23 protein-coding genes are annotated in these 25677 nt (G+C 65.2%); 3 read left to right on the plus strand and 20 right to left on the minus strand.

Going from position 1 to position 25677, the window contains the following annotated elements; translation table 11 throughout:
• Positions 1-17 precede the first annotated feature (17 nt).
• From DNK59_RS18710 to DNK59_RS18720, 3 genes are all read right to left on the minus strand, one after another.
• On the minus strand, positions 18-1031 hold the full coding sequence (locus DNK59_RS18710; protein WP_110724127.1) for an ABC transporter substrate-binding protein: 1014 nt from the start codon (positions 1029-1031) through the stop codon (positions 18-20).
• 137 nt (positions 1032-1168) lie between these two features.
• Entirely contained in the window at positions 1169-1372 is a 204-nt protein-coding gene (locus DNK59_RS18715) for a hypothetical protein (RefSeq protein ID WP_016962864.1), read from the minus strand.
• Positions 1372-1842, minus strand: a complete 471-nt coding sequence (locus DNK59_RS18720) for a hypothetical protein (RefSeq protein ID WP_082729236.1) — start codon at positions 1840-1842, stop codon at positions 1372-1374. Before DNK59_RS18720 ends, DNK59_RS18715 begins: the two co-directional genes overlap by 1 nt.
• A 673-nt stretch (positions 1843-2515) precedes the next feature.
• Between DNK59_RS18720 and DNK59_RS18725 the strand changes: the two genes are divergently transcribed.
• The gene (locus DNK59_RS18725) at positions 2516-2746 is read left to right on the plus strand and encodes a hypothetical protein (protein WP_060838906.1); all 231 of its coding nucleotides are present in this window, start codon (positions 2516-2518) and stop codon (positions 2744-2746) included.
• A 104-nt stretch (positions 2747-2850) separates the two neighbouring features.
• Here DNK59_RS18725 and DNK59_RS18730 read toward each other — a convergent pair whose 3' ends face one another.
• From DNK59_RS18730 to iolC, 14 genes are all read right to left on the minus strand, one after another.
• Positions 2851-3069, minus strand: a complete 219-nt coding sequence (locus tag DNK59_RS18730) for a hypothetical protein (RefSeq protein WP_110724128.1) — start codon at positions 3067-3069, stop codon at positions 2851-2853.
• Positions 3070-3187: 118 nt separating this feature from the next.
• Positions 3188-4810, minus strand: coding sequence for a methyl-accepting chemotaxis protein (locus tag DNK59_RS18735; protein ID WP_110724129.1), 1623 nt, complete (start codon positions 4808-4810; stop codon positions 3188-3190).
• Between the two features lie 293 nt (positions 4811-5103).
• The gene (locus tag DNK59_RS18740) at positions 5104-5508 is read right to left on the minus strand and encodes a TraR/DksA family transcriptional regulator (protein ID WP_016962869.1); all 405 of its coding nucleotides are present in this window, start codon (positions 5506-5508) and stop codon (positions 5104-5106) included.
• 423 nt (positions 5509-5931) lie between these two features.
• On the minus strand, positions 5932-6954 hold the full coding sequence (locus DNK59_RS18745) for an ABC transporter permease (protein ID WP_110724130.1): 1023 nt from the start codon (positions 6952-6954) through the stop codon (positions 5932-5934).
• A 70-nt stretch (positions 6955-7024) separates the two neighbouring features.
• Positions 7025-8590, minus strand: a complete 1566-nt coding sequence (locus tag DNK59_RS18750; RefSeq protein WP_110724131.1) for a sugar ABC transporter ATP-binding protein — start codon at positions 8588-8590, stop codon at positions 7025-7027.
• An 85-nt stretch (positions 8591-8675) separates the two neighbouring features.
• Complete coding sequence (locus DNK59_RS18755; protein ID WP_110724132.1) at positions 8676-9602, minus strand: sugar ABC transporter substrate-binding protein; 927 nt, start codon at positions 9600-9602, stop codon at positions 8676-8678.
• Between the two features lie 53 nt (positions 9603-9655).
• Positions 9656-9847 carry a hypothetical protein gene (locus DNK59_RS18760; protein WP_110724133.1) on the minus strand — a complete coding sequence of 64 codons (192 nt, stop codon included), beginning with the start codon at positions 9845-9847 and terminating at the stop codon, positions 9656-9658.
• A gap of 315 nt (positions 9848-10162) precedes the next feature.
• Positions 10163-11173 (minus strand): Gfo/Idh/MocA family protein, encoded by a 1011-nt coding sequence (locus DNK59_RS18765; RefSeq protein ID WP_110724134.1) that lies wholly within the window; start codon positions 11171-11173, stop codon positions 10163-10165.
• 34 nt (positions 11174-11207) lie between these two features.
• Entirely contained in the window at positions 11208-13145 is a 1938-nt protein-coding gene (iolD, locus tag DNK59_RS18770) for a 3D-(3,5/4)-trihydroxycyclohexane-1,2-dione acylhydrolase (decyclizing) (protein ID WP_110724135.1), read from the minus strand.
• A 144-nt stretch (positions 13146-13289) separates the two neighbouring features.
• The gene (locus DNK59_RS18775; RefSeq protein WP_110724136.1) at positions 13290-14111 is read right to left on the minus strand and encodes a TIM barrel protein; all 822 of its coding nucleotides are present in this window, start codon (positions 14109-14111) and stop codon (positions 13290-13292) included.
• A gap of 36 nt (positions 14112-14147) precedes the next feature.
• Positions 14148-15647 carry a CoA-acylating methylmalonate-semialdehyde dehydrogenase gene (locus tag DNK59_RS18780; protein ID WP_110724137.1) on the minus strand — a complete coding sequence of 500 codons (1500 nt, stop codon included), beginning with the start codon at positions 15645-15647 and terminating at the stop codon, positions 14148-14150.
• 43 nt (positions 15648-15690) lie between these two features.
• Complete coding sequence (gene iolB / locus DNK59_RS18785) at positions 15691-16497, minus strand: 5-deoxy-glucuronate isomerase (RefSeq protein ID WP_110724138.1); 807 nt, start codon at positions 16495-16497, stop codon at positions 15691-15693.
• Positions 16494-17402: a myo-inosose-2 dehydratase gene (iolE, locus tag DNK59_RS18790; RefSeq protein WP_110724139.1), complete on the minus strand. Its 909-nt coding sequence runs from the start codon at positions 17400-17402 to the stop codon at positions 16494-16496. The genes iolB and iolE overlap by 4 nt, the downstream gene beginning before the upstream one ends.
• 186 nt (positions 17403-17588) lie before the next feature.
• Positions 17589-19526 carry a 5-dehydro-2-deoxygluconokinase gene (gene iolC, locus DNK59_RS18795; protein ID WP_110724140.1) on the minus strand — a complete coding sequence of 646 codons (1938 nt, stop codon included), beginning with the start codon at positions 19524-19526 and terminating at the stop codon, positions 17589-17591.
• Between the two features lie 310 nt (positions 19527-19836).
• Between iolC and DNK59_RS18800 the strand changes: the two genes are divergently transcribed.
• A complete protein-coding gene (locus tag DNK59_RS18800) occupies positions 19837-20757 on the plus strand; it encodes a MurR/RpiR family transcriptional regulator (RefSeq protein ID WP_110724141.1) in 921 nt (306 codons plus the stop codon).
• On the opposite strand, the gene DNK59_RS18805 is transcribed toward DNK59_RS18800, so the two are convergent.
• The 3 genes from DNK59_RS18805 to DNK59_RS18815 all read right to left on the minus strand — a co-directional run bounded on the left by DNK59_RS18805 (position 20754) and on the right by DNK59_RS18815 (position 24322).
• Entirely contained in the window at positions 20754-21626 is an 873-nt protein-coding gene (locus DNK59_RS18805; protein WP_110724142.1) for a patatin-like phospholipase family protein, read from the minus strand. The two genes, DNK59_RS18800 and DNK59_RS18805, sit on opposite strands and share 4 nt — an antisense overlap.
• Positions 21627-21753: 127 nt before the next feature.
• Entirely contained in the window at positions 21754-22674 is a 921-nt protein-coding gene (locus DNK59_RS18810; protein ID WP_110724143.1) for a bifunctional oligoribonuclease/PAP phosphatase NrnA, read from the minus strand.
• Positions 22675-22756: 82 nt separating this feature from the next.
• Positions 22757-24322: a PLP-dependent aminotransferase family protein gene (locus DNK59_RS18815; protein ID WP_110724144.1), complete on the minus strand. Its 1566-nt coding sequence runs from the start codon at positions 24320-24322 to the stop codon at positions 22757-22759.
• 92 nt (positions 24323-24414) lie between these two features.
• Between DNK59_RS18815 and DNK59_RS18825 the strand changes: the two genes are divergently transcribed.
• Positions 24415-25674, plus strand: a complete 1260-nt coding sequence (locus tag DNK59_RS18825; RefSeq protein WP_110724145.1) for a multidrug effflux MFS transporter — start codon at positions 24415-24417, stop codon at positions 25672-25674.
• Positions 25675-25677: the final 3 nt, after the last annotated feature.

Below are 25677 nucleotides of genomic sequence, written 5' to 3' on the forward strand. Positions count from 1 at the left end.
CGCCGGCAAGCCGGCTCCTACATCAGGGCGGCAGTGACTTTGGCGGCGATGTCCTGGGGCACCCAGGCGCGCCAGAGCTCAGGGTGTTGCTTGAGGAAGGCCCGAGCCGCGTCACGGGGAGCACTGTGGCTTTCGCTCATCTGCGCCAGGGCCTGGTTGAGGGGATCGATGGGCAGGTCGACCCTGGCGAAGAATTCAACCAGTTGCGGGTACTGCTTCTGGAATGGCGCGGACACGCCAATCGACAACCTGGAGGCCAGGGAACGGCTCGGCCGCGGGTTGGGGTTGTCGGCGTCGGTCAGGGTCTTCCAGGCTTCGGCGTCAAACGGCGGCTCTTGCAGCTGCACCAGCTTGAAGCGCCCGAGCAAGGGCGTGGGCGACCAGTAATAGAACAGAATCGGCTTGCCGCGACGAATCGCCGAGCTGATCTCCGCATCCAGCGCCGCCCCGGAACCGCTGCGAAAATTCACGTAGCTGTCTTGCAGGCCATAGGCCTTGAGCTTCTGCTGGTTGACGATTTCCGAAGTCCAGCCGATCGGGCTGTTGAGGAAGCGCCCCTTGCCCGGAGTCTCCGGGTCCCTGAACACCTCCTTGTAGCGGGCCAGGTCCGCGACGCTGCGCAACTCCGGCGCCAGCGGCTTGAGGCCCCTGGCCGGATCGCCCTTGATCACGTACTCCGGCACCCACCAGCCTTCGGTGGCGCCCTTGACCGTATCCCCCAGGGCCATCACCTTGCCCTCGGCCTCGGCCTTGACCCACACCGGGCTGCGCCCGGCCCACTCTTCGCCGATCACCTGGATATCGTTGCTGGCCAGGGCGGTTTCCAGGGTGATGGTGGTGCCCGGCAGGGTATCGGTGGGCAAGCCGTAACCGCTCTCCACCACGATGCGCAGGATCTCGGTGATCAGGCTGCCGCTTTCCCAGTTCAGGTCGGCGAAGTGGATCGGCTCGGCGGCCATGGCCGACGGCAACGGGTTCAAGCCGGCCAGGGTCAGCAGGCCACTGGCCAGCAGCGCTCGGAAGCCTTTCATGGGGTACACCTCGCGGAATCGGGACCAGGGCCAAGAGGGACACGCTGCACTAATGCGTGCGACCCCTGAAGCATTGAGTCAACTGACTGTAGTAGAGGTTGCGTATTTTCCACCGGGAACGATGCCGGGATCGGCCATCAAGGGTCTGCTGGCTCCTGCAAGCGCTGCAACTCGCGGCGCACCATGCTGGCATAGGCCGCCGGACGCAGGTGATACAACTCGCCGGCCACCCAGTTCAACCAGGCACCCTGCAAGCGGGGCTTTTCGGCGAACAGGCGCCGGGCCTCTTCGGCGGCGGCCTGCTGATGCTGGCGATGAAATTCGGCGCGGCCCTGGCTCATCACTCGCTGGCCTTGAAACTCACCAGCTCGCCCTTGCGGAATTTGGCGGCCTTGGCGGTGACGGCCTTGAGGGTCTTGGTCAGGCCTTCCTGCAATTGCTCGTTGGCAGCGAAGAGCGTCACCACCGAATGCCCTTCCTTGAAGACGATCCCCTGCCCCAGGGGGCTGCTGACAAAGGCATAGTCGCCCAGGCCATAGACGGTGAGCTTGATCTCGCGAAAGCGGATCTCCAGCTTGCCGCCTTCCCGGCTGGGCAGCACGGCGGCGCGAAAATGATCGCCGACCTTGAGTTCCAGGCGTGGCTTGTCGTCCACCACCAGCGCCGTCTCGGTATCGATCTCGGCGACGTAGAAGCCTTCAGCGGATTGTTCGGTGATGTAGACAAAACGAGACTGGAACTGCTTGACCAACTTTGCGCGCAAATCACCCAACACGAACAACGCATGCATTTCAAGATTACTTACTGCCAAGGAACACTCCCCGATACTCAAAAGGGTGCCGCCCGTAAAAAAAGGACAGCACAAAAAACCGCCATGACGGCGTGATCACCCCAATCAGTTACCCTAAAAAAACACTCAAATGCAGCGAGCACTCCAGGCCACGGCGTTGACGCCGGCGCTGAGCAACGGGCATTTCGCCGAAGCATCAGGCACAGGTCGAAGTCTGTAGGAGTAGGCTCTGACACCCCGAAAAGTGTGGCGGCGAATTATCTGGGACGGGTACTAAAAACAGGCCGGAAAGGCGGATATACCCCAAGATTGAATCCCCGGATCGGCAGCCACTTCGGGTTGCACAGGCAATTCTAGAGCAACTTTGTGCATTTCGACCATTTAAAGCGAGCAATCCATGGTTGCCCGGACTTTCATTAGTACAAAGACTAATGTTGCACACCAGTCGGTAATCTTGCCCTGAGCCGTCCACGCAGGCCCGGCATTCTAGCCAGTAATACTCTGGAGCAGTGATCTGGATCGGCGGATTCAAGCGTCAGAAAGTTCACTTTAGTGCCTCGGAACATTCGCTACCTAAAACCGCAATGACATAACTCAGCCCGTCGCCAGCCAACAGCTGCCATACTCCGCCGCTGGTTGAACAGCCGCGGTACGGGCGTTCAAGCACTCACTCATCTCCAAGGGAAGGCTAGACGTGACCGAACTAGATATTGGCGAGTTTTTCATTCGTGGCGAGTGCAGAGAAGTCGAAGGCGAATTCCAGGCCGTGATTGCCATGCGCGCCAAACCTCCACTGACTCAGATCACCTTCCACCAAGTGGAACGGGACCGCTGGTTCAAGACCTCGGAAGAAGCCCTGGCCGCAGCCAAGGCCTCGGCCAAGGCTCTCAAGCTGGCCATTGACCAGGGCGCCCTGAACGCCTGATACCCCCTCTTCGCTCGAACCCACCCGCCGCCCTCGCCCCACCGGCTCAGGGCGGCGACGGGAGCCCAACGACCCAGTCTCCAATCCAGGCGCCCGGCCAGGCTTCAAGCCGAGTACCTGAGCCCCTGGCGCACGCCCTGGACCGTCGCCAGTTGTGCCTGCCACGCCTGCCGACACTCCTCGGCCTCGACCCGACTGGCAAACGCGGTGCCACGCTGCTCGCCATTGACCAGCACCACCCAGCACGCCTTGCGCCCCAGGGCCCGCAGCGAAGCGGGAACGCCACTGCCAATCATCACTGCCACATCGACTTTGCTGTGCATGGTGTACCTCGCGGAATTAGCTAGCTCCCTAACGATATCGAGATACTAATCGCTTCCCGGCCTCTGTAACAGCCCGAATCTGCACAGCAGCGTTACCCCGCGAGTAACAATCGGCGCCTCAAGACTTGTGCCGGGGAGCGCTCTGCTCGGGTTTGTAGCCCAGGCGCAGGCCGCCCCAATGCCGCCCCTGAACCATGATCGGCACCGACAGGTCATGCATCAGCTCGCCGGTATCGCGGGTGTAGGTCTGCAGCAACAACGGCTGCTGGTGACTGCCGCAACGGATGCCGGTGCGATCGGCGAACTTGCGCTTGCTGCGGTTGTGCAGGTTGTCCACCTGGGGATCACCAGTCAGCGGCTGGGAGAAGATCTTGTTGTGGGTCGGTACGTAGCCTTCCTGGGTGCAGGCGATGGCGAACACCAGGCCGTCGTGGCGCGGCAGCAGGGACTCCTGGATCGCTGGCAGCACCTGGTCGGTGTAGCGGTCGAAGCGGGTCTGGTACTTGGGCGGCTGGGTATTGGCGATCAACTGATAGTGGCGGTCGAACAAGTCATCGAGGCTGATGCGGTTCTGCGCCAGGTCGTTCTCGAACTGCTCGGCGATGCGCCGCGCACCCTCGCGGGCCAGGTCATAGATGCGCTGGTGATAGTCGTCCAGGCCCACCGCCGCCAGACGCTCGCTGATGGTTTCCGCCTGCCCTTCCATCTGCACCGCGGCCTCGGCCAGGCTGCGGGTCTGCTGGTCGCTGACGGCCAGGTCGCTGCGCATCTGCTCCACGGCGTGGAACAGGCTGTCGAGCTGTTCGCGGTTGGTATCGGCGCCCCGGGCGATCTCGCTGACCTGCCCCTCCACCCCGGCCGCCAGGCTCGCAATGTTCTCCAGGTGACGGCCGGTGAGCTCGACCTGCTCGACCCCCAGGTTGAGGTCATCGGACAGCTGGCGGATCTGTTCCACCACGTCGCTGGTGCGCTGCTGGATATCGGCCACCATCACCCCGACCTCGTCGGTGGCCGCGGCGGTGCGCCCGGCCAGCCCGCGCACTTCGTCGGCGACCACGGCGAAACCACGCCCGTGTTCCCCGGCCCGGGCCGCCTCGATGGCCGCATTCAGCGCCAGCAGATTGGTCTGGCTGGCGATGGACTGGATCACCAGGGTTACCCGCTGGATCTCTTCGCTGCGCTGGCTCAAGGCTTCGATCAGCTCGCGACTGCCATTGGCCCGCTGGCTCAGGGAGTGCATGCGGCTGATGGACTCGCCCAGCACCGTGCGCCCTTCGGCGCTGCTGGCATGGGCTTGGCTGGCGGCGCCCAGGGCCTGCTGGCTGAGCTGTGAGGTGACCTGTTCGGTCTTGATCATCACCTCGGCGTTGCCGACGATGCGCGCCGCCGCGTCGAGCTGGGACTGCAAGCGGTCTGCCAGCTGGGTCACCGAATAGGCCACGCCGGCAGCGGACAGCGCATTGTGGGTGGTGCTGTAGGACAGGTCGCGGGTCAGCGCCGACAGCTCATTGTCGGTCGCCACCGGCACCTCGCAGGCCTTGCGCGAGCGCAGCCGGGGTATCCAGATCACCAGTACCGCCAGCGGCAGGCACAGGTACAGCGGCCAGCCGCCCAGGGCCTGACCGGCGAACAGCCCCATCAGCGCCGCGCTCTGCAACGACGGCGACCACCAGCGGGCGGCGGTTTCGGGTGTTGCCAGCGGCTGCGCGGCCGACGCCGCTAGAGATCCATTCCTTGACATCTTTGTCACCCCACATCGTTGTCATTGTTTGCGGCATTAGACGCCACTAAAAGGCCATTAACCATGGTCCCTTAGTAGGAAGAGGAGCAGCGGCAAGCTACAAGCAGCAAGCGGCATGTGCGAGGCATTATTCAGGGTCTGAAGAGGGGGATGTTGCAGTAGATCAAGGGAAGTGAAGACTGGCGTAGAAGCGCCGGGGACTTGCTCTCGCCCCAGTGCGCAGCGCTGGCAAGGCTACGCACTCGGAGGCAAGGATGCACTTGCAGCTTGAAGCTACAAGCTTGCAGCTGCTTTCAAGCCTGACGCTGATGCTTGTCGATCTGCTCGTGGCGTTCTTGGGCTTCGATGCAGTACTTGGTGGTCGGGCTGATCAGCAGGCGCTTGAGGCCGATCGGCTCGCCGCTGTCGTCGCACCAGCCGAAGGTGTCGTCACTGATCCGGCCCAGGGCCTGCTCCAGTTGCGGCAGCATGCGCTGATCGCGATCAATGGCGTTGACCAGCCAGGTGCGCTCTTCTTCGACGGAAGCGGCGTCGGCCGGGTCAGCCGGGGTGTCCAGGCTTTCAATGGCGATCCGGTTCTGTTCGATGCGCTCGTGGGTTTCCACCTTCATGGCTTGCAACAGGTCGCTGAAAAAAGCGTGCTGCTCGGCATTCATGTAGTCATCCGCCGGCATGGCCAGCAACTTTTCCTTGGTCATTGATTTCTCTATAAAAAATACGTGCATTAAGGCGAATTCAAACTGTTTCCGGTTGACCCGTCAGGTCATCAGAAAGGCGCCATACCTTCCAAGCGCCACCCGGCACTCAATTTACGAGGGGCGGCAGTCTAAGGCCGGTTTGAGGGCGCAGCAACTGAAATGACAGCGAATCTGTCCGACAAAGCGCACAAAGCCCGTAATCACGGGCTTTGCTGGCGCTTATCGGAGTGCGTTTATAACAAAAAATTCCATAGAGGCGTGCCTGTTAGAAGACAAACGGCAGTACCGGACAGCCAATTCGAGCCTTTTACCCCTTGTTTCACCTCTTGTAAGAGCCGGCTTGCCGGCGAACCGGCCAGCCAGCGTTGCATTCCCTTATGGGCTCCTTTGCGGCCAAGCCAGCGCCGCCGCCAGGCCGCTGCCTCAGCGCTTGAGCTTGCGCTTGTTGCGGTACTGGTCGATGACCACCGCCACCACGATGATCAGGCCCTTGATGATGTCCTGGATGTAGGCGTCGACGCCGACAAAGGTGAAGCCGCTGGCCATGACCCCGAGGATCAGCGCGCCGATCACCGTGCCGGTAATGCGCCCCACCCCACCGGCCAGGCTGGTGCCACCGATCACCGCGGCGGCGATCGCGTCCAGCTCGTAGGACATGCCCATCCCCGCCTGCCCGGTGGCGGCCCGCGCCGAGGCCACCACCCCGGCCAGCCCCGCCAGCAGCCCGGCGATGCTGTAGACGATCACCAGATGGCGCTTGACGTTGATCCCCGAGGTGCGCGCCGCCTGCATGTTGCCGCCGATGGCGTAGGTGTACTTGCCGTACTTGGTGTAGCGCAGGGCGATGTGGAAGATCACCGCCACCACCAGAAAGATGATCACCGGCATGGCGCCGTGGCCGATGGCGGTGTAGGAATCCGAGAGCATGCTCACCGGCTGGCCTTCGGTGTAGTAGCGGGCCAGGCCACGGGCCGACACCATCATGCCCAGGGTGGCGATAAAGGGCGGAATGCCGGTGATGGCGATGATGCTGCCGTTGATCGCCCCCGCCAGCAGGCCCACCCCCAGCCCGGCCACCACCGGTATCCACACCGGCAGGTCGGTCAGGGACGGAAACACTGCCCGGGCAAAGTCCGAGGTCTGGGCCAGGCTGGCGGCGATCATCGCCGACAGGGCCAGCACCGAGCCCGAGGACAGATCGATACCGGTGGTGATGATCACCTGGGTCACGCCAATGGCCAGCAGACCGATGATCGACACCTGCAGGATCATCAGCACCAGGCGCTGGGAGTTCAGCAGGAAGCTCTGGTCACGAACGATCCAGCCGAACAGCTCGAACACCAGGCCGATGCCGATCAGCACCAAAAAAATACTCAGTTCGGTGGGAAAGCGCCGGCGGGTTCTGGCGGGCACCACGGCCGGTTTGTTTTCAGACATCACGTTCATAACCACTCACCTTTGTTATCGCCTGACCGGGGCGCCTGAACGCGCCGCCGGTCGCCATCGATTGAAGAATTCAGTGCGCCAGCGACATTCCGGACGCCAGTTGCATCACCCGTTCCTGGGTCGCTTCACTGCGGTCGAGAATGCCCATCAGCTCCCCCTCGTGCATGACCATGACCCGGTCGCTCATGCCCAGGACCTCCGGCAGTTCCGAAGAAATCATGATCACCGCCATGCCCTCGCTGGCGAGGAAGGCGATCAGCCGATAGATCTCGGCCTTGGCTCCAACGTCGATACCCCGGGTCGGCTCGTCGAGAATCAGGATCCGCGGGTTGGTCATCAACCAGCGCGCCAGCAGGGCCTTCTGCTGATTGCCCCCGGACAGCGTGTCGATGCATTGCTCCAGGGACGGGGTCTTGACCCGCAGCTTCTTGCACATGTCCTCGCACAAGGCGCGCAGGGCCTTCTGCTGGACAAAACCGCCGCCGGCGTAGTGCGGCAGCACCGCCACTTCCATGTTTTCCAGGACCGACAGGCAGGGGAACAGGCCGCTGAGCTTGCGATCCTCGGTCAGCAGCGCAAAGCCCTTCTCGATCGCCCGGTGCGGGTCGCCGATGCGCAGGGGCTGGCCGTCGAGGATGATCTCCCCGGCGTCGCAGGGGGTGATGCCGAACAGGGTTTCGGCGACATTGGTCCGGCCCGAGCCCATCAGCCCGGCGATGCCGAGGATCTCCCCGGCATGCAGGTCGAAGGACACGCCGTCGAACACCCCGTCCAGGCGCAGGTCGCGAACCTTTAGCAGCAGCTCGCCGACGGGTTTCTCGCGCTGGGGAAACAGCTGGCTCAGCTCGCGCCCGACCATCATCGAGATCAGGCTGTCGCCGTCCAGGCTGTCGGCCCGTTGCAGGCCGATGTAGGCGCCATCGCGGAACACCGCCACTTCATCGGCGATGGCGAACACTTCGTTCATCTTGTGGGTGATGTAGATGATGCCCTTACCCTGGGCCTTGAGGTCGGCAATGATCGAGAACAGGTGCGCCACCTCCTTGTCGGTGATGGCTGAAGTCGGCTCATCCATGATCAGCACGTCGGAGTCGTAGGACACCGCCTTGGCGATCTCCACCATCTGCCGCTCGGCGATGCTCAGGTTGCCCACCCGCTCCTCGGGATCGAGGTCGATGCGCAAGCGCTCCAGCAACTGCGCGGTGCAACGGTGCATGGCGCGGTGATCGATCAGGCGCAGGCCGTTGAGCTGTTCGCGGCCGATCCAGATGTTCTCGGCGATGCTCATGTGCGGCATCAGGTTGAGTTCCTGATGGATCATGGCGATGCCCGATTGCAGGGCCGCCAGGGGTGTGTCGAAGACCACCGGCCGGCCCTTGAGGCGCAGCTCACCGGCATCCGGCTGATAGATGCCGGCGATGATTTTCATCAGGGTCGACTTGCCGGCGCCGTTCTCGCCCATCAGCGCCAGCACCGTTCCCGGGCGTACCCGCAGCTGGACATCGGACAGGGCCACCACACCGGGAAAGCCCTTGCTGACGTTGATCACCTCCAGCAGATAAGGCTCTTCGGTCGCCGGAGCGGCAGGCTGGACGGCGGCCAGCGGGGTGCTTGAGGCAGTCGCGCAAGAGAACATGATCAGCTACTCCATCGGCAGGGCCGCCTGGGGCCGCCCCGCCACTTATTGTTGTTATGCAACCGCCCTGGCCCGAGGCGCGGCGTTACTTGAACTGGTCGACGTTTTGCGGGGTGATCAGGCGATAGGGAATCCACACGGCCGGCTCCACCGGCTCGCGCTTGATCATCTTCACCGCCGTATCGATGGAGCCGTCCGCCTGGCCCTTGGCATCCTGGAACACCGAGATCGCCAGGTCGCCCTTCTGCACCGCGCGCAGGCCATCGGGGGTGCCGTCGACACCGGCGATCAGCACACTGCCCTTCTCGACCCCGGCCTGCTTCAGCGCCATGGCGGCACCAATGGCCATCTCATCGTTGTTGGCCACCACCGCATCGAACTTGCGGCCCTGGGTCAGCCAGTCGTTGACCAAGGTCATGCCCTTGTCCCGCAGCCAGACCCCGGTCTGTTCCTGCTCGACCTTGATCCCCGGGTACTGCTTGAGCACCTCCTTGACGCCCTTGGTGCGGTTGGCGGTGGAGTTGTTCGCCAGATCGCCCAGCAGGATCACGATGTCGCCCTTGCCGGCCATTTTTTCCGCCAGGTACTGCATCTGCATCTTCCCGGCCTCCAGGTCGTCGGAGGCCACGGTGACCACGCCCTTGGGCAGGTTCAGGTCATCCGGACGCCGGTTGACATACACCAGGGGGATGCCGGCCTTGACCGCGGCCTCGGTGATTTTCCGGGTGGCCGCGGTGTCCACCGGGTTGACCACGATGGCGTCGACTTTCTGGCTGATGAAGTTCTCGACCTGGCTCAATTGCTTGACCACGTCGCTGCGCGCGTCCTCGAACTGCAGCTTGACGCCATCGGGCAGGGACTTGGCTTTCTGGTCCATCGACTCGCGCAGGTAGGTCAGCCAAGTGTCATCGAACTGCGACATGCTCACGCCGATCTTGACGTCGGCCAGCGCCGCCCCGCTGGTCAGCAGCAGCGACAGCGCGAGCGAGGCAAAACGGATCTTGGTGTTCATAACAGGTCTTTCTCCACGTTCTTGTAGGTTTTATGGATAAAGCGCAGAACGACTCAGAGCGGCAGATGCACCACCGGCGCGCCAGGAACGCAGCACAGCAGCGCACCGTTGCGCTCTACAGAGAGAAAGCCGAGGCAGGTCAGGAGGATGGCGGAGCGGCGGGCCCGGGGAGTCACAGCGGCCGGCGCCGAAGCTGGGCGCAACAGTGAAACGACAGCGAGGACAGCGGATTTGAAGGTTTTCATCGACGGGACCTGTTTTGTTTTTGGGGGTCGGTGCACACCGCGCTCAAAACCTGCCTGAGGGGTATGCAACCTAGCTAGTCGGCAACCTGGAAATGACTTTATTGGAAAATAATTTCTATATCAACTCATTTTAGAATTTTATTCTAAATCGATTTTCCTCCTTGAAAACCGCTGCCGCGCGACGGCTGCAGGCCCAAGACCTGCGCTCAACGCAAGGCCCCCTTCGCCGGCAAGCCGGCTCCTACCACGGCAATCATCAAACCTCCCCCGTAGGAGCTGGCTTGCCAGCGAAAGCGCTCTGCAAGAGTTCCTGGATCAGGCGTAGAAGCCGGGCCGCTGGGGCAGCTCGATCCTGACGATCTGGCCGCTGTTCTGCGCTTCGATACAGGCGTCGGCCGCCACGGCGGCGGCAAAGCCGTCCCAGGCCGAAGGCCCGCCCACCTGGCCGGCGCGCACACCGTCGATAAAGGCCTGCAGCTCGACGTCATAGGCGGCGATAAAACGCTCTTTCCAGTCCATTAGGATGGCGTTGGACAGCTTGGCCTCGCTACGCAACTGCACCTGGGACGGCTCCGGCAATCTGGCGATGCCGCTCTCCCCCACCACTTCGCACTGAATGTCGTAGCCGTACTGGCAGTTGACGAACACTTCGACGTCGATCCGCGTGCCCCTGGCGGTTTCCAGCAGCACGATCTGCGGGTCGCGCAAATGGGCCAGGGCCTTGCTGGTCTTGCGCGGGAACAGCACCTGCACCGACACATAGTCGTCGGCCAGCAGCCAGCGCAGCACGTCCAGTTCATGGATCAGGGTGTCGGTGATGGCCATGTCGGTCTTGTAGTTCTCCCCCACCCGCGGGTTGCGGTGGGCGCAGTGCAGCATCAGCGGCTCGCCGATCCGGCCACTGTCGATCACCGCCTTCAGGGCCTGGTAGCCGGCATCGTAGGGGCGCATGAAGCCCACTTGCACCAGGCGCTTGCCGTGGGCGATTTCCGCTTCGACGATGCGCCGGCAGCCGGCGGCGGTCACCGCCAGGGGCTTTTCACAGAACACCGGCTTGCCCGCGGCAATTGCCGCCAGCACGAACTCCTCGTGGCTCGGGCCCCAGGAGGTGACCAGCACGGCCTCGACCTCCGCCGCCTGGATCAGCGCGTGGCCGTCCGGGTAGACCTCGGCGCCGAGCCCGAGGTCGCCAACCACCTTGGCCGCCGACTCAAGGTTGATGTCGGTGACCGCCACCACCTGGCTGCCCAGCAGGGTCTGGCTGCAACGACGGATATGATCCTGGCCGATGGCCCCGGTCCCGATAACGCCAAGTTTCAAAGACATGCAGATACTCCTGTGGTTGTTCGTTGCACAGCGATCAGTACTGCCGGGCCTGGGCCAGGCGTTCATTCAGGGTCTTGGCCGCCGCATCGGTGCGCGCGCTGGTGGACACCTGGGCCACGCCCACCCGCCACCAGGACAGGTAGCCGTGGATCATGGTCTTGGGCAGGACCTTGATGTCGATCAGGGTCGAGACCGTCTGGGTCCGGGCATCGGCCAGGGCCGCCAGCAACTGCTCCTCGGTGCTGACCTTGTAGGTCTTGCAGCCGTAGGCCGCGGCGCTCATGGCGAAGTCCACCGGCACAAAGCCGCCGTCGAGCTTGCCGCTCTCGGGGTTGCGGTAGCGGAACTCGGTGCCGAAGCTGTCCATGCCGTGACCCATCTGCAGGTTGTTGATGCAACCGAAGGTCATGTTGTCCAGCAGCACCACGTTGATCTTGCGCCGCTCCTGGATCGAGGTGACCAGCTCCGAATGCAGCATCAGGTAGGAACCGTCGCCCACCAGGGCGTACACCTCGCGATCCGGCTCGGCGAGCTTGACCCCCAGGGCCGCGTTGACCTCGTAGCCCATGCACGAATAGCCGTATTCCACGTGGTAGCTGTTGACCTCCCTGCTGCGCCAGCTGCGCTGCAGGTCGCCGGGCAGGCTGCCGGCGGCGGCGACGATGATGCCGTCCGCGGGCAGCGCCTGGTTAAGCAGCCCCAGCACCCGGCTCTGGGTCAGGCAGGAGCCGGTCAGCTCGATGAATTCGCGCAGCACCGCCGGGTCCAGGTGGTCGTTGATTTCCGGCACGAAGTCGTGATCCTGGTATTGCAACTGATAGAGCCGGTCGACCTCGGCGTCCAACTGCGCCTTGGCCGCGCTGATCTGTCCGCCCCAAGCCGCCCGGTAACCGCTGCGGCCCAGGGTTTCGCCCAGGGCCTGCAAGCCGGCCCGGGCATCGGCCAGTAGCTGCACGCCGTCCATTTTCAGGGCGTCGCCGGGGCAGACATTGAGGTTGAGGAACTCCACCTCCGGGTGCTGGAACAGCCACTTCGACGAGGTGGTGAAATCGCTGTAGCGGGTGCCGACGCCGATGATCAGGTCGGCTTCCCGGGCCAGCAGGTTGGCCGCCAGGCAGCCAGTTTCGCCGATCCCGCCGACGTTCAATGGGTGCTCGGAGATCACCGCGCTCTTGCCCGCCTGGGTTTCCGCAAAGGGAATGCCGAAGCGTTCGGCAAAGGCCTGCAAAGCCCGGTTGGCCCCGGAGTACTTGACCCCGCCGCCACAGATGATCAGCGGCTTGCGCTTGCCCTCGAACAGCGCCAGGGCATCGCCGAGCATGGCCTCGGTGGCCGGGCGGCGGTCGATGCGGTGCACCCGCCGGGCGAGAAAGGCGTCCGGGTAATCGTAGGCTTCACCCTGCACGTCCTGGGGCAGGGCCAGGGTCACGGCGCCGGTCTGCGCCGGGTCGGTGAGCACGCGCATGGCATGGATCGCCGCGCTCATCAGTTGTTCGGGCCGGTTGATCCGGTCCCAGTATTGGCTCACGGCCTTGAAGGCATCGTTGGTGCTGATGCTCAGGTCATGGAACTGCTCGATCTGCTGCAGCACCGGGTCCGGCTGGCGGCTGGCGTAGACGTCCCCCGGCAGCAGCAGCAACGGTATGCGGTTGGCGCTGGCGGTGGCCGCCGCGGTCAGCATGTTGGCCGCGCCGGGCCCCACCGACGAGGTGCAGGCGTAGATCTTGCGCCGCAGGTGCTGCTTGGCGAAACCGATGGCGGCGTGGGCCATGCCCTGCTCGTTGCGGCCCTGGTGCACCAGCAGCTCGCCGCTGTCCTGCTCCAGGGCCTGGCCCAGGCCGAGCACATTGCCGTGGCCGAAAATGGTGAAGACCCCGGCGATGAACTTGCTCTGCACCCCATCCACCTCGACGTATTGGTTATCGAGGAATTTCACCAGGGCCTGGGCCATGGTCAGTCGTGTCGTACTCATGGTTTGCACCTTAATGTTGTTGTGTCGCCAACCGCCCTGCCAACACGCCCGTAGGAGCTGGCTTGCCAGCGAAAGCACCTTGGAGACTTGCGCTCCGCTGCGGGGCCTCTTCGCCGGCAAGTCGGCTCCTAAGCAAGGGCTGCGTCAGGCCAGGGATTGTTGCAGGTGGGTCATGCTCGCCCCCAGCGCCTGCCGAATGTCCGCCAGCCCGTGCACGCTCTCGGCAAAGGGTTCGAACGACAGGTAGCCGCGGTAGCCACCGCTGCGCAAGGTATCGATCTGCGCCGCATTGCCGAGGATGTCCGCCTCGCCCACCAGTACCCGGTGGCCGTCACGAATGCTGTCGAGCGGCGCCTGGCGATCCTCGACACCGGAGATGTGCACCAGCCCGGTCAGCTCGGGGAAGAACTCATCCTCCCCGGCCAAGTGGTGGTGGAAGGTGTCGTGCACCAGGCGCAACACATCCAGGCCGCCAATGGCACGAATCGCCGCCACCGCCGTGCGCTTGTAGCGCAGCGCGCACTGCACAAAGCCCAGGGGCTCGATCAACCCCAGCAGGCCGTGCTCGCGAAGGATCGGCGCCAGTTCGCCCAGGGCCGTGCGCAAACCACTGCTGCGCTGGGCCTCGCTGCGCCGGTCGGCAGGGTCATGGAGCGGGCACAGCACCAGCCCCTCGGCGCCGCAGGCACGGGCATAGGCGGCCAGCTTCAGGGCCTGCCGGCGTCGCTCGTCGTTCCACACATCGAAGGGGTACAGGGCGTTGATCGACAACACCTTGAGCCCTTCGGCCGCGCACAACTGGCGGACCCGCTCGGGCGGCGTGCCGTCCTCGATCTCCACGCCCGCAAGATCATTGCGCAGCTCAATGGCATCGACCTTCAGCGCGTGCGCCAGGTCGATGAACTCCGGCAATGACAAACCCGGTGCAACCATACGATTCAAGGCGAAGCGCAGGGGTTGGCTCATGTTTGTGGTTCTCCAAAATCCATCCCGTCGAGACCGTTACTTGGCGGTCGGCATGCTGAATTCCGGCCCCTTGGCGATGCTCTCGGGCCAGCGCTGCATCACGCTCTTGTAGCGGCTGTAGAAACGCAGGCCCTCCTCGCCGTAGGCATGGTGGTCGCCGAACAGCGAACGTTTCCAGCCACCGAAGGAATGCCAGGCCATGGGCACCGGAATCGGCACGTTGATGCCCACCATGCCGACCTTGATGCTGCGGGCAAAGGCCCGGGCCACGCCGCCGTCGCGGGTGAAACAGGACACACCGTTGCCAAACTCATGGGCGTTGATCAGCGCCACCGCGCTGGCAAAGTCGGGCACCCGCACGATACCCAGCACCGGCCCGAAGATTTCCTCCCGGTAGATGCTCATCTCGGGGGTGACCTGATCGAACAGAGTGGCGCCGACAAAAAAGCCCTGCTCCGCCCCCGGCACCTTGAAGCCGCGTCCGTCCACCAGCAACTGCGCGCCCTGGGCCACGCCCTGGCCGATAAAGCCTTCAACCCGGGCCTGGTGCTCGGCGGTCACCAGCGGGCCCATGTCGCTGTCGCCGTGCAGGCCGTTGCCGACCTTGAGCCGGTCGATGCGCGGCAGCAGTTGGGCGATCAATTCATCGGCCACCTCGCCCACGGCCACGGCGATGGAAATCGCCATGCAGCGTTCGCCGGCCGAGCCGTAGGCCGCGCCGATCAGCGCATCGGCGGCCTGCTCGAGGTCGGCGTCGGGCATCACGATCATGTGGTTCTTGGCCCCGCCCAGGGCCTGCACGCGCTTGCCCCGGGCACTGGCCTGCTGGTGGATGTACTGGGCGATCGGCGTCGAACCGACAAAGGAAATCGCCTCGATGTGCGGGTGCTGGAGCAAGCCGTCGACCGCGCTCTTGTCGCCCTGGACCACGTTGAACACGCCCTCGGGCAAGCCGGCTTCAGTCAGCAGGCGCGCCAGCAGCAGGCTGGCGGACGGGTCGCGCTCGGACGGTTTGAGGATGAAGCAGTTACCGGCGATCAGGGCGATGGGGATCATCCACAACGGCACCATCACCGGGAAGTTGAACGGCGTGACCCCGGCGCACACCCCCAGGGGCTGGCGCAGGTTCCAGTTATCGATGCCGCCGCCGATGTTGTCGCTGAAATCGGTTTTCAGCAGGCTCGGCGCGCCGCAGGCGTACTCGACGATCTCGATGCCTCGGGTCACCTCGCCCATGGCGTCGGCCAGCACCTTGCCATGCTCGCGGGTGATGATCTGCGCCAGCTCCGCGTGGTGCCGGTCCAGCAGTTCCTTGAATTTGAACATCACCCGCGCGCGGCGCAGGGCGGACTGTTCGGACCAGCCCGGGAAAGCCTTCAGCGCCGAGGCCACGGCCTCGTCCACGGTTTTTTGGCCGGCCAGCGCCACACGAGCCTGGACCGCACCCGTGGCCGGGTTGAACACCGGGCTGAAACGCTCGCCGGCGTCCTGCGCCTGGCCGCCGATGTAATGACCTATTACCGGGGTGTCGCTCATTGTTCTTGTTCTCCGTAAAGGGTTGCCACCTGGGTTCGGCGCTTCAGAGATCCAGCAGCCAGCTGTGCTGCGGGTCGTTATGGAACTGCCAGACCCGCTTGGGCCCGGCCATGACGTTCAAGTAATAGGACTCATAGCCGTAAGGCACGCTGACCGGGTGATAGCCCTTGGGCACCACCACCAGGTCGCTGTTTTCCACGGCCATGGCCTGGTCGATGCTGCGGTCGTCGGTGTAGACCCGCTGGAAGACGAAGCCCTGGGGCGGATGGACCTGGTGGAAATAGGTTTCCTCCAGAAAGCTCTGGTGCGGCAGGTCATCGGTGTCGTGCTTGTGTGGCGGGTAGCTGGAGGAATGCCCGGACGGCGTGCGCACCTCCACCACCAGCAGCGAATGGGCCGGCTCGCTGTCGGGCAGGATGTCGCAGACATAACGGGTATTGGCGCCCTTGCCGCGCACGCTGCGCTTGCACTGTTCCGGGCGGATCAGGCGCGGGCCGGGACCGCCCTCAAGGGCGCCCGGGGCGGCGCAGACCGCGATCTGCACGTCGCTCAAGGCGCTGACCCGGGCCTGGCTGCCCGGCGGCAGATAGACGGCAAAGGGTGCTTTGTCCTCGAACACCGATTGCCGGTCCCCCAGGTTGTTCCACTGCAAGGCACCCTGGGGTGCTTGGCCTTGCACATCGATGCGGCCGCTGAGCAGCACCAGGCACAACTCCTGGTCGCCGGCGCTGACAGGCAGGCTGTCCCCCAGGCTCAGGCGGTAGGCACTGAAGCCCACGTATTCCAGGACGCCCTCTGGCAATTGGACCAGGGTCCGGCCCTGAGCAGCGCTTTTGATCAACAGGCTCATTGGGCAGTGCTCCGGCGTTGCACAGCGGCGTCCAGCAGTGCCCGCAAGGTGTCGTAGCCTTTTTTCGCGTAGACGTAGCTCGGCGCCACGGCTGGGTCCTGCTCGGCTTCCACCACCAGCCAGCCCTGGTAGCCCGCGTCCAGCAGCACGTCGAGCAAGGCGGCAAAGTCGAGGTCGCCATCGCCGGGCACGGTGAAGGTGCCGTTGACGATGCAGTCCGGAAAGCTCCACAAGTTGTTGCGCGCCAGTTGCACCACCGGCTTGCGCACGTCCTTGAAATGCACGTGGCAGACCCGGTGCACATGCTTGCGCAGTACCTCCAGGGGTTCGCCACCGCCCATGTAGCAGTGGCCCGAATCGAACAGCAGGCCGACTTCCTCGCCGCTCAGGCCCATCAGTTGGTCGATGTCCGCCGGGGATTCGACGTAGGCGCCCATGTGATGGTGGTAGGCCAGGCGCACGCCCTGGGACAGGGTGAAGCGCGCCAGCTCAGTGAGCTTGTCGGCATAGTCCTGCCAGGCCTGGGCACGGTGGAACCGCGGCCGCTCGACCAGCCGCACCGGCGAACCCTGGATCGAGTCGGCCACTTCGCCGTACACCAGCACCGAGGCGCCGTTGTGCTTGAGCAGCTCGACATGGCTGGCGATGGCGTCGATTTCCTCGGCCGCCGAACGCTGGGCCAGGCGCCCGGAATACCAGCCCGACACCAGCGCCAGGTCATAGGGGCGCAACACCGCCGCCACACCCTGGGCGTCCTTGGGGAATTTGCCATTGAGTTCAAAACCTTCATAACCGATGTCCCGGCCTTCACTGAGGGCGGTGTCCAGGGGCGTTTCACCACCCAGGGCCGGCAGGTCGTCGTTGCTCCAGGAGATCGGGTTGATGCCAATTCGGATCGCGGGCATGGCTGCACCTTTTGTTGTTATTCGAATCAATGTTGAACCTCCCGTGGCGAGGGAGCTTGCTCCCGTTCGGGGGCGCAGCCCACGCCAAACGGCTGGCGCGGTGTACCTGTTGCAGCAGGTTGGCCGGGTTAGGGCCGCTGTGCGCCCCAGCGCGAGCAAGCTCCCTCGCCACACAGTCGGCGGCGATTAGCCACGGGCGCTGCGCCAGGCGTTGATCAGTTGTTCGAAGGTGCCCTGCACCTGCCGGATCAGGGTTTGGTCGTCGATCTCCCGCGCCAGCCACGCTCGGCTGGGTTCCTGGAAAATCGTGCGGCCCACGGCAAACCCCCGACAGGTGCGGCTGGCGGCCGCTTGGCGGAAGCCCTCGGCGAGGGCCTCGGCCGAGGCATTCAGGCCCAGCAGCACCACGCCACGGCAATACGGATCGCGCTCCTGGATCAGCTCATCGAGCTTTTTCCATTCTTCGGCCGATTGCGCCTCGATCTTCCACCACGCGGGGTAGATGCCCAGGTTGTACAGGCGCTTGAGGCTGCGATAGAGCACCTCGGGATGGGCCCCGGGCAGGTCCTTGGGCGGGATGATTTCCAGCAGCAGTTCATGTCCGCTGGCCTGGGACGCCTGGTACAGGCCACGGATCTGCGCTTCCTGCTCCAGGCGCAGCAGGGGTTCGTCGTCCGGGTGGAATTGCACCAGGCATTTGATGATCTGCTCCTGGGGCCAGGCGATCAGGTTGCTGCCCACCGAGCGCCCGTGCTCGAAGGCCAGGGGCCGCGAGCCCTGGACTTCCACCGGCCGCGCCACCCACCAGCCGCGCCCGGTGGCGGCATTCAGCGCATCCTGGCCGAAGCGCTGGTCGGCCAGCAGGCCGACATCGGCCTCGATGCCCCGGCGCCGCAGGTCGGCTTCGACCCGCTCCACCGCTTCGATGAAGAGTTGCTTGAGCTGACCGATGGCCTTGAGCTCGCGACCGCTGTGCTGCGCCAGTTCCACCAGTTGCCCACGGTGGTCAAAAGCGAAGACGAACAGTGGCTTCCAGGCCTTGCGCGGCACGCTGACCTGATGCAGGCGCTGCAGGACCGGGTCCTGATCGGGACGGGTGATGGGCACCGGGCTGCTGAACAGGTAGTCCAGTTCGGCCCGGGTCGGCATCGCCGGGGCGCAGGCATGGCGCGACACCACCAGCCCGCCGCAAGCGTTGGCCAGCTGGCAGCAGCGCTCGTCGCTGGCCTCTTCCAGCCAGCCACTGAGGAAGCCGGACATGAAGGCATCGCCGGCGCCCAGCACGTTGAGCACTTCCACGCGCACCCCGGGGTGGATCGCCGCGTCTTCCAGGCGCGGGGGAATCGCCCCGTGAATCACCATGCAGCCCTGCGGGCCGAGCTTGACCACCAGGGTCGCGGCGCTCAGGGCGCGCACGGTGCGCAGGGCCGTCAGCAGGTCGGTGCTGCCACCGGCGATGAGGAATTCTTCTTCGGTGCCGACGATCAGGTCAAAGCGCCCCAGGATACCCTGCACATGCTGACTGACCTGCTGGTCGGCAACGAACCGCGTCTCGCCGTCGGCCTTGCCCGCCAGGCCCCAGAGCACTGGCCGGTAGTCAATGTCCAGGACCCGCTTGACCCCGTGCTTTTCCGCGTAGTCCAGGGCCTGGAGGCTGGCCCGGTAGACGCCGTCGGTGGAGAAATGGGTGCCGGTGATCAATAGCGCCTTGCTGGAGGCAATGAAGGCTTCGTCGATGTCGGCGGCGCACAGCGCCATGTCCGCGCAGTTCTCGCGGTAGAACACCAGGGGGAAGGTTTCGCGGTCCTTGAGGCCCAGCAGGACCAGGGCGGTGAGGCGCTGCGGATCGACCTTCACGGCGCTGACGTCGCAGCCTTCGCGCTCCAGCGATTCCAGCAGGAAGCGCCCCATGTGATCGTCGCCGACCCGGCTCAGCATCGCCGACTTGAGGCCCAGGCGCGCGGTGCCGAAGGCGATGTTCGCCGACGAGCCGCCCAGGTACTTGGCAAAGCTGGCGACGTCTTCCAGCCGCGCCCCGACCTGCTGCGCATAGAGGTCGACGCCCAGGCGTCCGAGGCAAATCAGATCCAATTGACGCCCACTGGCAAAACGAGTCTGGCCCATGCTGGCTCCTGTTATTTTTATCAGCCTGCGCTCGTCGCCGTTACCGGCCGCCGAGCACTCTTGGTGGATGCAGACTAAAACGTCTCCGGGCCTCAATCAATATTTTTTCTATATATTTTTTACATGGAATATATTTTCCATTAAACTTTTTCAAGCCTGAGCCAGACGCCCTGCATCGTTTCAGCAAAGCCCCGGCCGGCACCGGCCCGAAGATTTTATCGGGCCCCACCCTGTAGACTGCCGGCAGCCCACCTATTGTCAGGGGACGGCTCCCCAGCCAGCCCATCAGTACACGCCAGAAGGATTTTCTATGTCCCGCACCGATCAGCCGGCCCTGGCCGAGAGCACGCCCGAGAGCGACCTCGTCAGCCCCCCGATCACTGCCGAGCGCCTGCTGCAACTGATCACCGAGGAATACGAGAGCCTGCCCCGCCAGCTCAAGCGCATTGCCAGCTACATGAGCCAGCAGAGCGACCGGATCATGGTCGACCGCATCAGCGACATCGCCCGGGAATGCGAGGTCCATCCTTCGGCCATCGTGCGCTTTTCCCAGCGCTTCGGCTTCAGCGGCTTCAGTGAAATGCAGGCGCTGTTTCGCGAGGCCTACACCCACAAGGCCACGCCGGTGCAGAACTACCAGCAGCGCATCCGCAGCATGATCGCCAACAAGTCGCAGAAGGCCAGCGGCGGCGATCTGGCCCGGGAATGCATCAACGCCACGCTCTCGGGAATCGAGCGCCTGGGCCTGGAGCTGGACGACGCGGCCTTCGAGCAGGCCGTGGAGCTGGTGGTCAATGCCGACAACATCTACGTGGTGGGGGTGCGCCGCTCCTTCGCCGTGGCCGACTACCTGGTGTACAACCTGCAGCACACCAACAAGCGCATTCACCTGGTGTCGGGCCTGGGCGGCAGCTACCGCGAGCAGATGCGCAGCATCCGCCCCAACGACCTGGTGATCGCCATCAGCTTCACCCCCTACGCCAAGGAAACCCAGCACTGCCTGCGCATTGCCCAGCACAACCAGGCCCAGACCCTGATCATCACCGACAGCACCCTGTCGCCCCTGGCCAAGCGCGCCAACAGCGTGCTGCTGGTCAACGAAGGCAGCTCGTTCGCCTTCCGCTCACTGAGCGCCACCCTGTGCCTGTGCCAGGCGCTGTTCATCGCCGTGGCCTATCGCCTGGAACTGAAGATGGACGAGATTCACGAACAGGCCGGCTTCGACGACTAACCCGAAGCCGGCCCATGGCTGTGGGCCTGCAGGGCATCGGGCACGCCCCGGCGTTGCAGGCCGCCCTGCTCGACCCAGTCCAGGGTCTGGCGGTACGCCCGCTGCAGCAGCGCCTCGGTCTGGTTGAAGTCGAACACCGATACCCCCAGCGGGCACAGCGGGTCGACCACATGGATCGCCACCCGCGACGCATAGAGTTCGATGTCGCGCACCAGCTGGCGCATGCTCAACAGGTTCAAGGTGTGCAGGGCCAGGGCCAGCATCCCCGACGGCGGCGCCGGGCAGGCGCAGCCGAAACCGGTGGGCAGGACAATCACCCGAGTGGCCCCCAGGCCCACCGCGGCGGCAATCGGCGTATTGCTCGCGACCCCGCCATCCACCAGCAGCTTGTCGCCGATGCGCACCCAGGGAAACACCAGGGGAATCGCCGCACTGGCCAGCAGCGCCTGCTCGGTGTCGCCACTGGACAGCACTTCCTGGGCCCCCGTCAGCAGGTTGGTGGTGACGATATGCAGGGGCAATCGACTGTCTTCGATAAGCGCCACCGGCAACGCCCGACGCACCAGCCGCGACAGGGCCGTTGACGGCAGCAGGCAGCCGCGATGGCGCAACAGGCCCATCAGGCTGTCGAGCCAGGAAAACGGAAACACATCGCCCTTGCGCAAGCCGCGCCAAAAGTCCGCCAGCTCGGCCACGCCCCGGGCATCGGGCCGCGCGGCGAAATAGGCGCCATTGATGGCGCCCACCGAGGCCCCCACCACCAGATCGAACTCCAGCCCCCGCTCCACCAGGGCTTGCAGCATGCCGACCTGGACTGCCCCGAGGCTGCCGCCTCCGGAAAGCACCAGCGCGGTTTTTTCCTGACTCATGGCCGACCTCCCGCGCCGTTGTCGGCGCTCCAGAAGCTCAGCATAGTCGCCCGTCAACCAGCAGCAGCAACCGCACCAGCGGCTCTACTCGTAGATCTTGCCAAGGTCCATGGCCTTCTCCGTTGATTCAGGGCACCGCCTGCAAAGCCAGGCCCTTGCGCAGCAGCTCCTTGCGCAGGATCGGCCGAGCCAGGCAATGCACGCCGTCCCGGGCGCTGCACTCTAGCAGCCGCTCAAGCTTGCGGGCACTGCCCGGGCTACCGGTCAGCAGGTAGCTTTTGCCCTCGCTGAGGCTGATCAGGTTCAGCAGCCAGTCATCGCCCCACTGCCCCAACACCTGCTCGATCAGGTGGCGCTGGCGCGCCAGCAGGCCCTCGCCCTGCCACAGCGTCAGCTGGGCAAAGCGCCGCGGCAGGTTGCTGGACGCTTCGAGCACCTTCAAATCCTTGAGCAGGGCCTGGGGCAACTGCGCTTCGATCTGCTGCTGGCATTGCTGGAAATACGCCTCGGGCCACTGCGGCCCCAGGCCGGCATGGGTGGCCAGGGCGGCATAGGCCTGGCGGTCGGCCGTGGTCCAGCTGCGGCCGCTGAAGTTAAGGGTGTTGTCGAGGATGCCCGCCGCCAGCAATTGCGCGCTGTCGTGGCTGATCCGCGGCAGCAGGCCGGAATCGCGCCAGCGCTCATAGACCTGGGTGCAGGCGGCGCCGATCGGGCGGATATCCGCGTATTTGCCCAGGCGCTCGTCCCAGAACGCCTCGAACCCCGGGTGATGGTCGATGACTTCGATCACCCGCGCGAGATCCACCAACGGGTCCAGGTGCAGGTGATTGGAAATGTCCACCAGGACGAACTGATCGGCGCCCTCGGGGACGTGGCGGTCCAGGCCCTTGAGGCTGTCCCTGAAGCCTTGGGGAATGCTCTCGTTGAGCGGCGCGCTGCTCAGGGCCCGGGCCGGGCGGCCGCTGAGGTTGAGCAATTCGGCGTAGGCGATGCAGCCGGCGTAGGCGTCGATATCCAGATAGGCCGCGCCGGCGGTGACAATGATCATGACGTCCGTGTAGTCCACAAAGGCCCGAGGCCGGGGCGTCGAGGGTGCCCGAGCCACATGACAGGCACATGACAGCCCCGGCTCAGTGCTCTTGCTCTTGCTCTTGCTCTTGCTCTTGCTCTTGCTCTTGCTCTTGCTCTTGCTCTTGCTCTTGCTCTTGCTCTTGCTCTTGCTCTTGCTCTTGCTCTTGCTCTTGCCGCGCCTCGGCCACCAGCAGCGCCGCCAGCCGCGATCCGCTGAAACGGATCTGCGCCAGGCTCAGGGCCGCGTAGCCGATGATCACCGCCGCCGGCCGGCGCGCCCTCTGGCAGTGCTCGGCCAACCCCTGCAGCAGCAGACCCTGCTCTGCGGCGCGCTGGCGAAAACCTGCCTCGTCGCTACCCGCTGGCAACTCCAGCAGCAGATGCAGCCCGGCCTGCTGGCCGCTGATGCGGTAGCAGCCCGGTGCCTCCCGAGCGAGAATCGCCAGCAGCAGGTCGCGGCGCTCCTGATAGGCCTGACGCGCCGCCCGCAGGTTGCGCAGGAAGGCGCCGCTGGCGATGTAGTCGGCCAGGGCCAGTTGCTCGATCACCCCGACTGAGCGTCCGGTGCTCTGCAAGGTCGCCAGCAAGCGCGGGCGCAGGGCCTCCGGCAGCAGCATGAAGCCCACCCGCAAGCCGGCGAACAGGGTCTTGTTGAAGCTGCCGCAGTAGATCACCCGGTCGTCCCGGTCCAGGGACTTGAGAGCCGCCAGGGGCGCACCCTGGTAGTTGAATTCGCTGTCGTAGTCGTCCTCCACCACCCAGGCCTGGCTGTGCCGCGCCCAGTCCAGCAGGGCCAGGCGCAGCGACACCGGCAGGGTCATGCCCAGGGGCGCCTGGTGGGCCGGGGTCACGTAGACCATGCGCGCATCGCGGTGCTCTTGCAGGCGCTCGGTGTCGATGCCCTCGTCCTCCAGCGGGATCGGCACCAGGCGCGCCCCGGCCAGGGCGAACAGGTCCCTGGCCGAAAGGTAGCCGGGGTCTTCCAGGCACACCTTGTCACCCGGGCGCAGCAGGCTGCGGGCCAGCAGGTCGAGGCCATGGCGGATGCCGGTGGTGATCATCACTTGCCCGGCATGGCAGGCGATGCCCCGGTGCTGCCCCAGGTACTCGGCGATCTGCTGACGCAGCACCGGCAGGCCGGCGGGGTCGGCATCACACAGCGACTGCGCCGAGGCACTGCCCAGGGCCCGGGTCAACGAGCGGCTCCAGCGCTGCAGGGGAAACAGCGCCGGGTCGGCCAGCCGTGCCACGAACGGCTGGCCAGCGCGCACGCCGAGCGGCGCGCATGACGGTTCAAGGTCAGCGGCGGCGCAAGGCGCCGCAGCCGCTGCCGGGGCGCTCAGGTACAGGTCCGGCACCACCGCGCAGACCCGGGTCCCGGAACCACTGGCGCGGCTCACGTAGCCTTCGCTGCGCAGGCGGTCGAAGACCACTTCCAGGGTGCCCCGGGACAGGCCCCAGCGCTGGGCCAGGGTGCGCGTGGAGGGCAAGCGGCAGCCGGCCGGCAGGCGTTTTTCCAGGATTGCCTGGCGCAAGGCAACGTAGGCGCTGTCCTGCTTGCCCAGGGTTTCATCCAGGGACGGCAAGGGCAGGTCGAGGGGCACAGGGTGCTTTCCACGGCTCATAGTGGTCCAGTCGAATAGGCTCTAAACGGTGCTCGGCATTAAACCATAAAGACCTTAATTTCAGCGCCGTACCCACTTGCCCAGAGCCCGCCATGCCGCCGGTTACCGACACCCCGCCCCACTCCCTCGCTGTTGCACGCCCCCTCGCCCCCTGGCTCTGGACCCTGTTGCTGCTGGTGGTGGTCTGCCTGCCGCGGATCAGCATCGACCTGTACCTGCCGGCGCTGCCGGCCATGGCCGACCAGTTGCGGGCCAGCGACGTGCAGTTGCAACTGACCCTGAGCCTGTACATGCTCGGCTACGCCCTGTCGATGCTGCTGGGCGGGCCGCTGTGCGACCGCTATGGCCGGCGCCCGGTGCTGCTGGCGGGCACCGCGCTGTTCCTCCTGGCCAGCCTGGCCTGCATGCTCGCCGCCAGCGTCGAGGTGCTGATGGTCGCGCGCCTGCTGCAGGCGTTGGGCGGTTGCTGCGGCACCCTGATCGGCCGGGTCATGGTCCGCGACCGTTACGCACCCGAGGAGCAGCCGCGCCTGCTCGGACTGCTGTCCATGGGCATTGCCCTGTCACCGATGCTGGCGCCGCCGCTGGGCAGCCTGATCGACCACCTGCTGGGCTGGCGCGGGCTGTTCCTGTGCCTGAGCCTGGTGGCCGCGGCGGCCTGGCTGCTGATGTACAAACGGCTTGCCGAAACCCGCCCGGCGCAACTCGCCCCGATGCCTGGCAAACACCTGCCGGGCTTGTACCTGCGCCTGCTGAGCGAGCGCTATTTCATGCGCTATTCCCTGGCCATCGGCTGCCTGTACTGCACCTATTTCCCTTTCATCCTGCAATCCCCGGCGCTGTTGCAGCGCCATCTGGGGCTGTCGCCCACGGCCTACGCCCTGGTCTTCGCCGCCACCGTGGCCGGCTACCTGCTGGGGTCGCGGCTGTTCCAGCGCCTGGGGGCCCGCCACGGCGCCGACCGCCTGATCACCCGGGCCTGCCTGCTGAATCTGGCGGGCGCCGGCCTGTTGCTGCTGACTCGCAGCCTGTGGCCCGACAGTCTGTGGGCGATCGTTGTGCCGATGCTGGCGCTGATGTTCTCGGTGGGCCTGGCGATACCCGCCTGCCAGTTGGCGATCCTGCAACCCTATGCGGCAGTGGCGGGCACCGCCTCGGGGCTGTTCTTCTTCATCCAGATGGCCCTGACCGCCGGCTGCGGCTTGCTCGCCAGCCTGCTGGCGGACCACCCGGCCGGCTCGCTGCAGGCCCTGACCGGCTTGTCCAGTCTCGCCCTGGGCCTGGTCTGGTGGTGCCTGCGACCACGGCGCCAGCAGGGGCTGGGCAAGGCCGATTCAATGCCGCTACATTAGCCG

This window comes from Pseudomonas sp. TKO26, from assembly GCF_003225665.1.
Lineage (GTDB): Bacteria > Pseudomonadota > Gammaproteobacteria > Pseudomonadales > Pseudomonadaceae > Aquipseudomonas > Aquipseudomonas saponiphila.

Coding starts and splice junctions, on each gene's coding strand:
- DNK59_RS18825 (WP_110724145.1), top strand. CDS start 24,415: ATGCCGCCGGTTACCGACACCCCGCCCCACTCCCTCGCTGTTGCACGC.
- DNK59_RS18715 (WP_016962864.1), bottom strand. CDS start 1,372: ATGAGCCAGGGCCGCGCCGAATTTCATCGCCAGCATCAGCAGGCCGCC.
- DNK59_RS18755 (WP_110724132.1), bottom strand. CDS start 9,602: ATGAACACCAAGATCCGTTTTGCCTCGCTCGCGCTGTCGCTGCTGCTG.
- DNK59_RS18805 (WP_110724142.1), bottom strand. CDS start 21,626: ATGAGTCAGGAAAAAACCGCGCTGGTGCTTTCCGGAGGCGGCAGCCTC.
- iolC (WP_110724140.1), bottom strand. CDS start 19,526: ATGGGCCAGACTCGTTTTGCCAGTGGGCGTCAATTGGATCTGATTTGC.
- DNK59_RS18780 (WP_110724137.1), bottom strand. CDS start 15,647: ATGAGCGACACCCCGGTAATAGGTCATTACATCGGCGGCCAGGCGCAG.
- DNK59_RS18815 (WP_110724144.1), bottom strand. CDS start 24,322: ATGAGCCGTGGAAAGCACCCTGTGCCCCTCGACCTGCCCTTGCCGTCC.
- DNK59_RS18775 (WP_110724136.1), bottom strand. CDS start 14,111: ATGAGCCAACCCCTGCGCTTCGCCTTGAATCGTATGGTTGCACCGGGT.
- DNK59_RS18735 (WP_110724129.1), bottom strand. CDS start 4,810: ATGTCAAGGAATGGATCTCTAGCGGCGTCGGCCGCGCAGCCGCTGGCA.
- iolD (WP_110724135.1), bottom strand. CDS start 13,145: ATGAGTACGACACGACTGACCATGGCCCAGGCCCTGGTGAAATTCCTC.
- DNK59_RS18750 (WP_110724131.1), bottom strand. CDS start 8,590: ATGTTCTCTTGCGCGACTGCCTCAAGCACCCCGCTGGCCGCCGTCCAG.
- DNK59_RS18730 (WP_110724128.1), bottom strand. CDS start 3,069: ATGCACAGCAAAGTCGATGTGGCAGTGATGATTGGCAGTGGCGTTCCC.
- DNK59_RS18765 (WP_110724134.1), bottom strand. CDS start 11,173: ATGTCTTTGAAACTTGGCGTTATCGGGACCGGGGCCATCGGCCAGGAT.
- iolE (WP_110724139.1), bottom strand. CDS start 17,402: ATGCCCGCGATCCGAATTGGCATCAACCCGATCTCCTGGAGCAACGAC.
- DNK59_RS18745 (WP_110724130.1), bottom strand. CDS start 6,954: ATGAACGTGATGTCTGAAAACAAACCGGCCGTGGTGCCCGCCAGAACC.
- iolB (WP_110724138.1), bottom strand. CDS start 16,497: ATGAGCCTGTTGATCAAAAGCGCTGCTCAGGGCCGGACCCTGGTCCAA.
- DNK59_RS18710 (WP_110724127.1), bottom strand. CDS start 1,031: ATGAAAGGCTTCCGAGCGCTGCTGGCCAGTGGCCTGCTGACCCTGGCC.
- DNK59_RS18760 (WP_110724133.1), bottom strand. CDS start 9,847: ATGAAAACCTTCAAATCCGCTGTCCTCGCTGTCGTTTCACTGTTGCGC.
- DNK59_RS18810 (WP_110724143.1), bottom strand. CDS start 22,674: ATGATCATTGTCACCGCCGGCGCGGCCTATCTGGATATCGACGCCTAC.
- DNK59_RS18800 (WP_110724141.1), top strand. CDS start 19,837: ATGTCCCGCACCGATCAGCCGGCCCTGGCCGAGAGCACGCCCGAGAGC.
- DNK59_RS18740 (WP_016962869.1), bottom strand. CDS start 5,508: ATGACCAAGGAAAAGTTGCTGGCCATGCCGGCGGATGACTACATGAAT.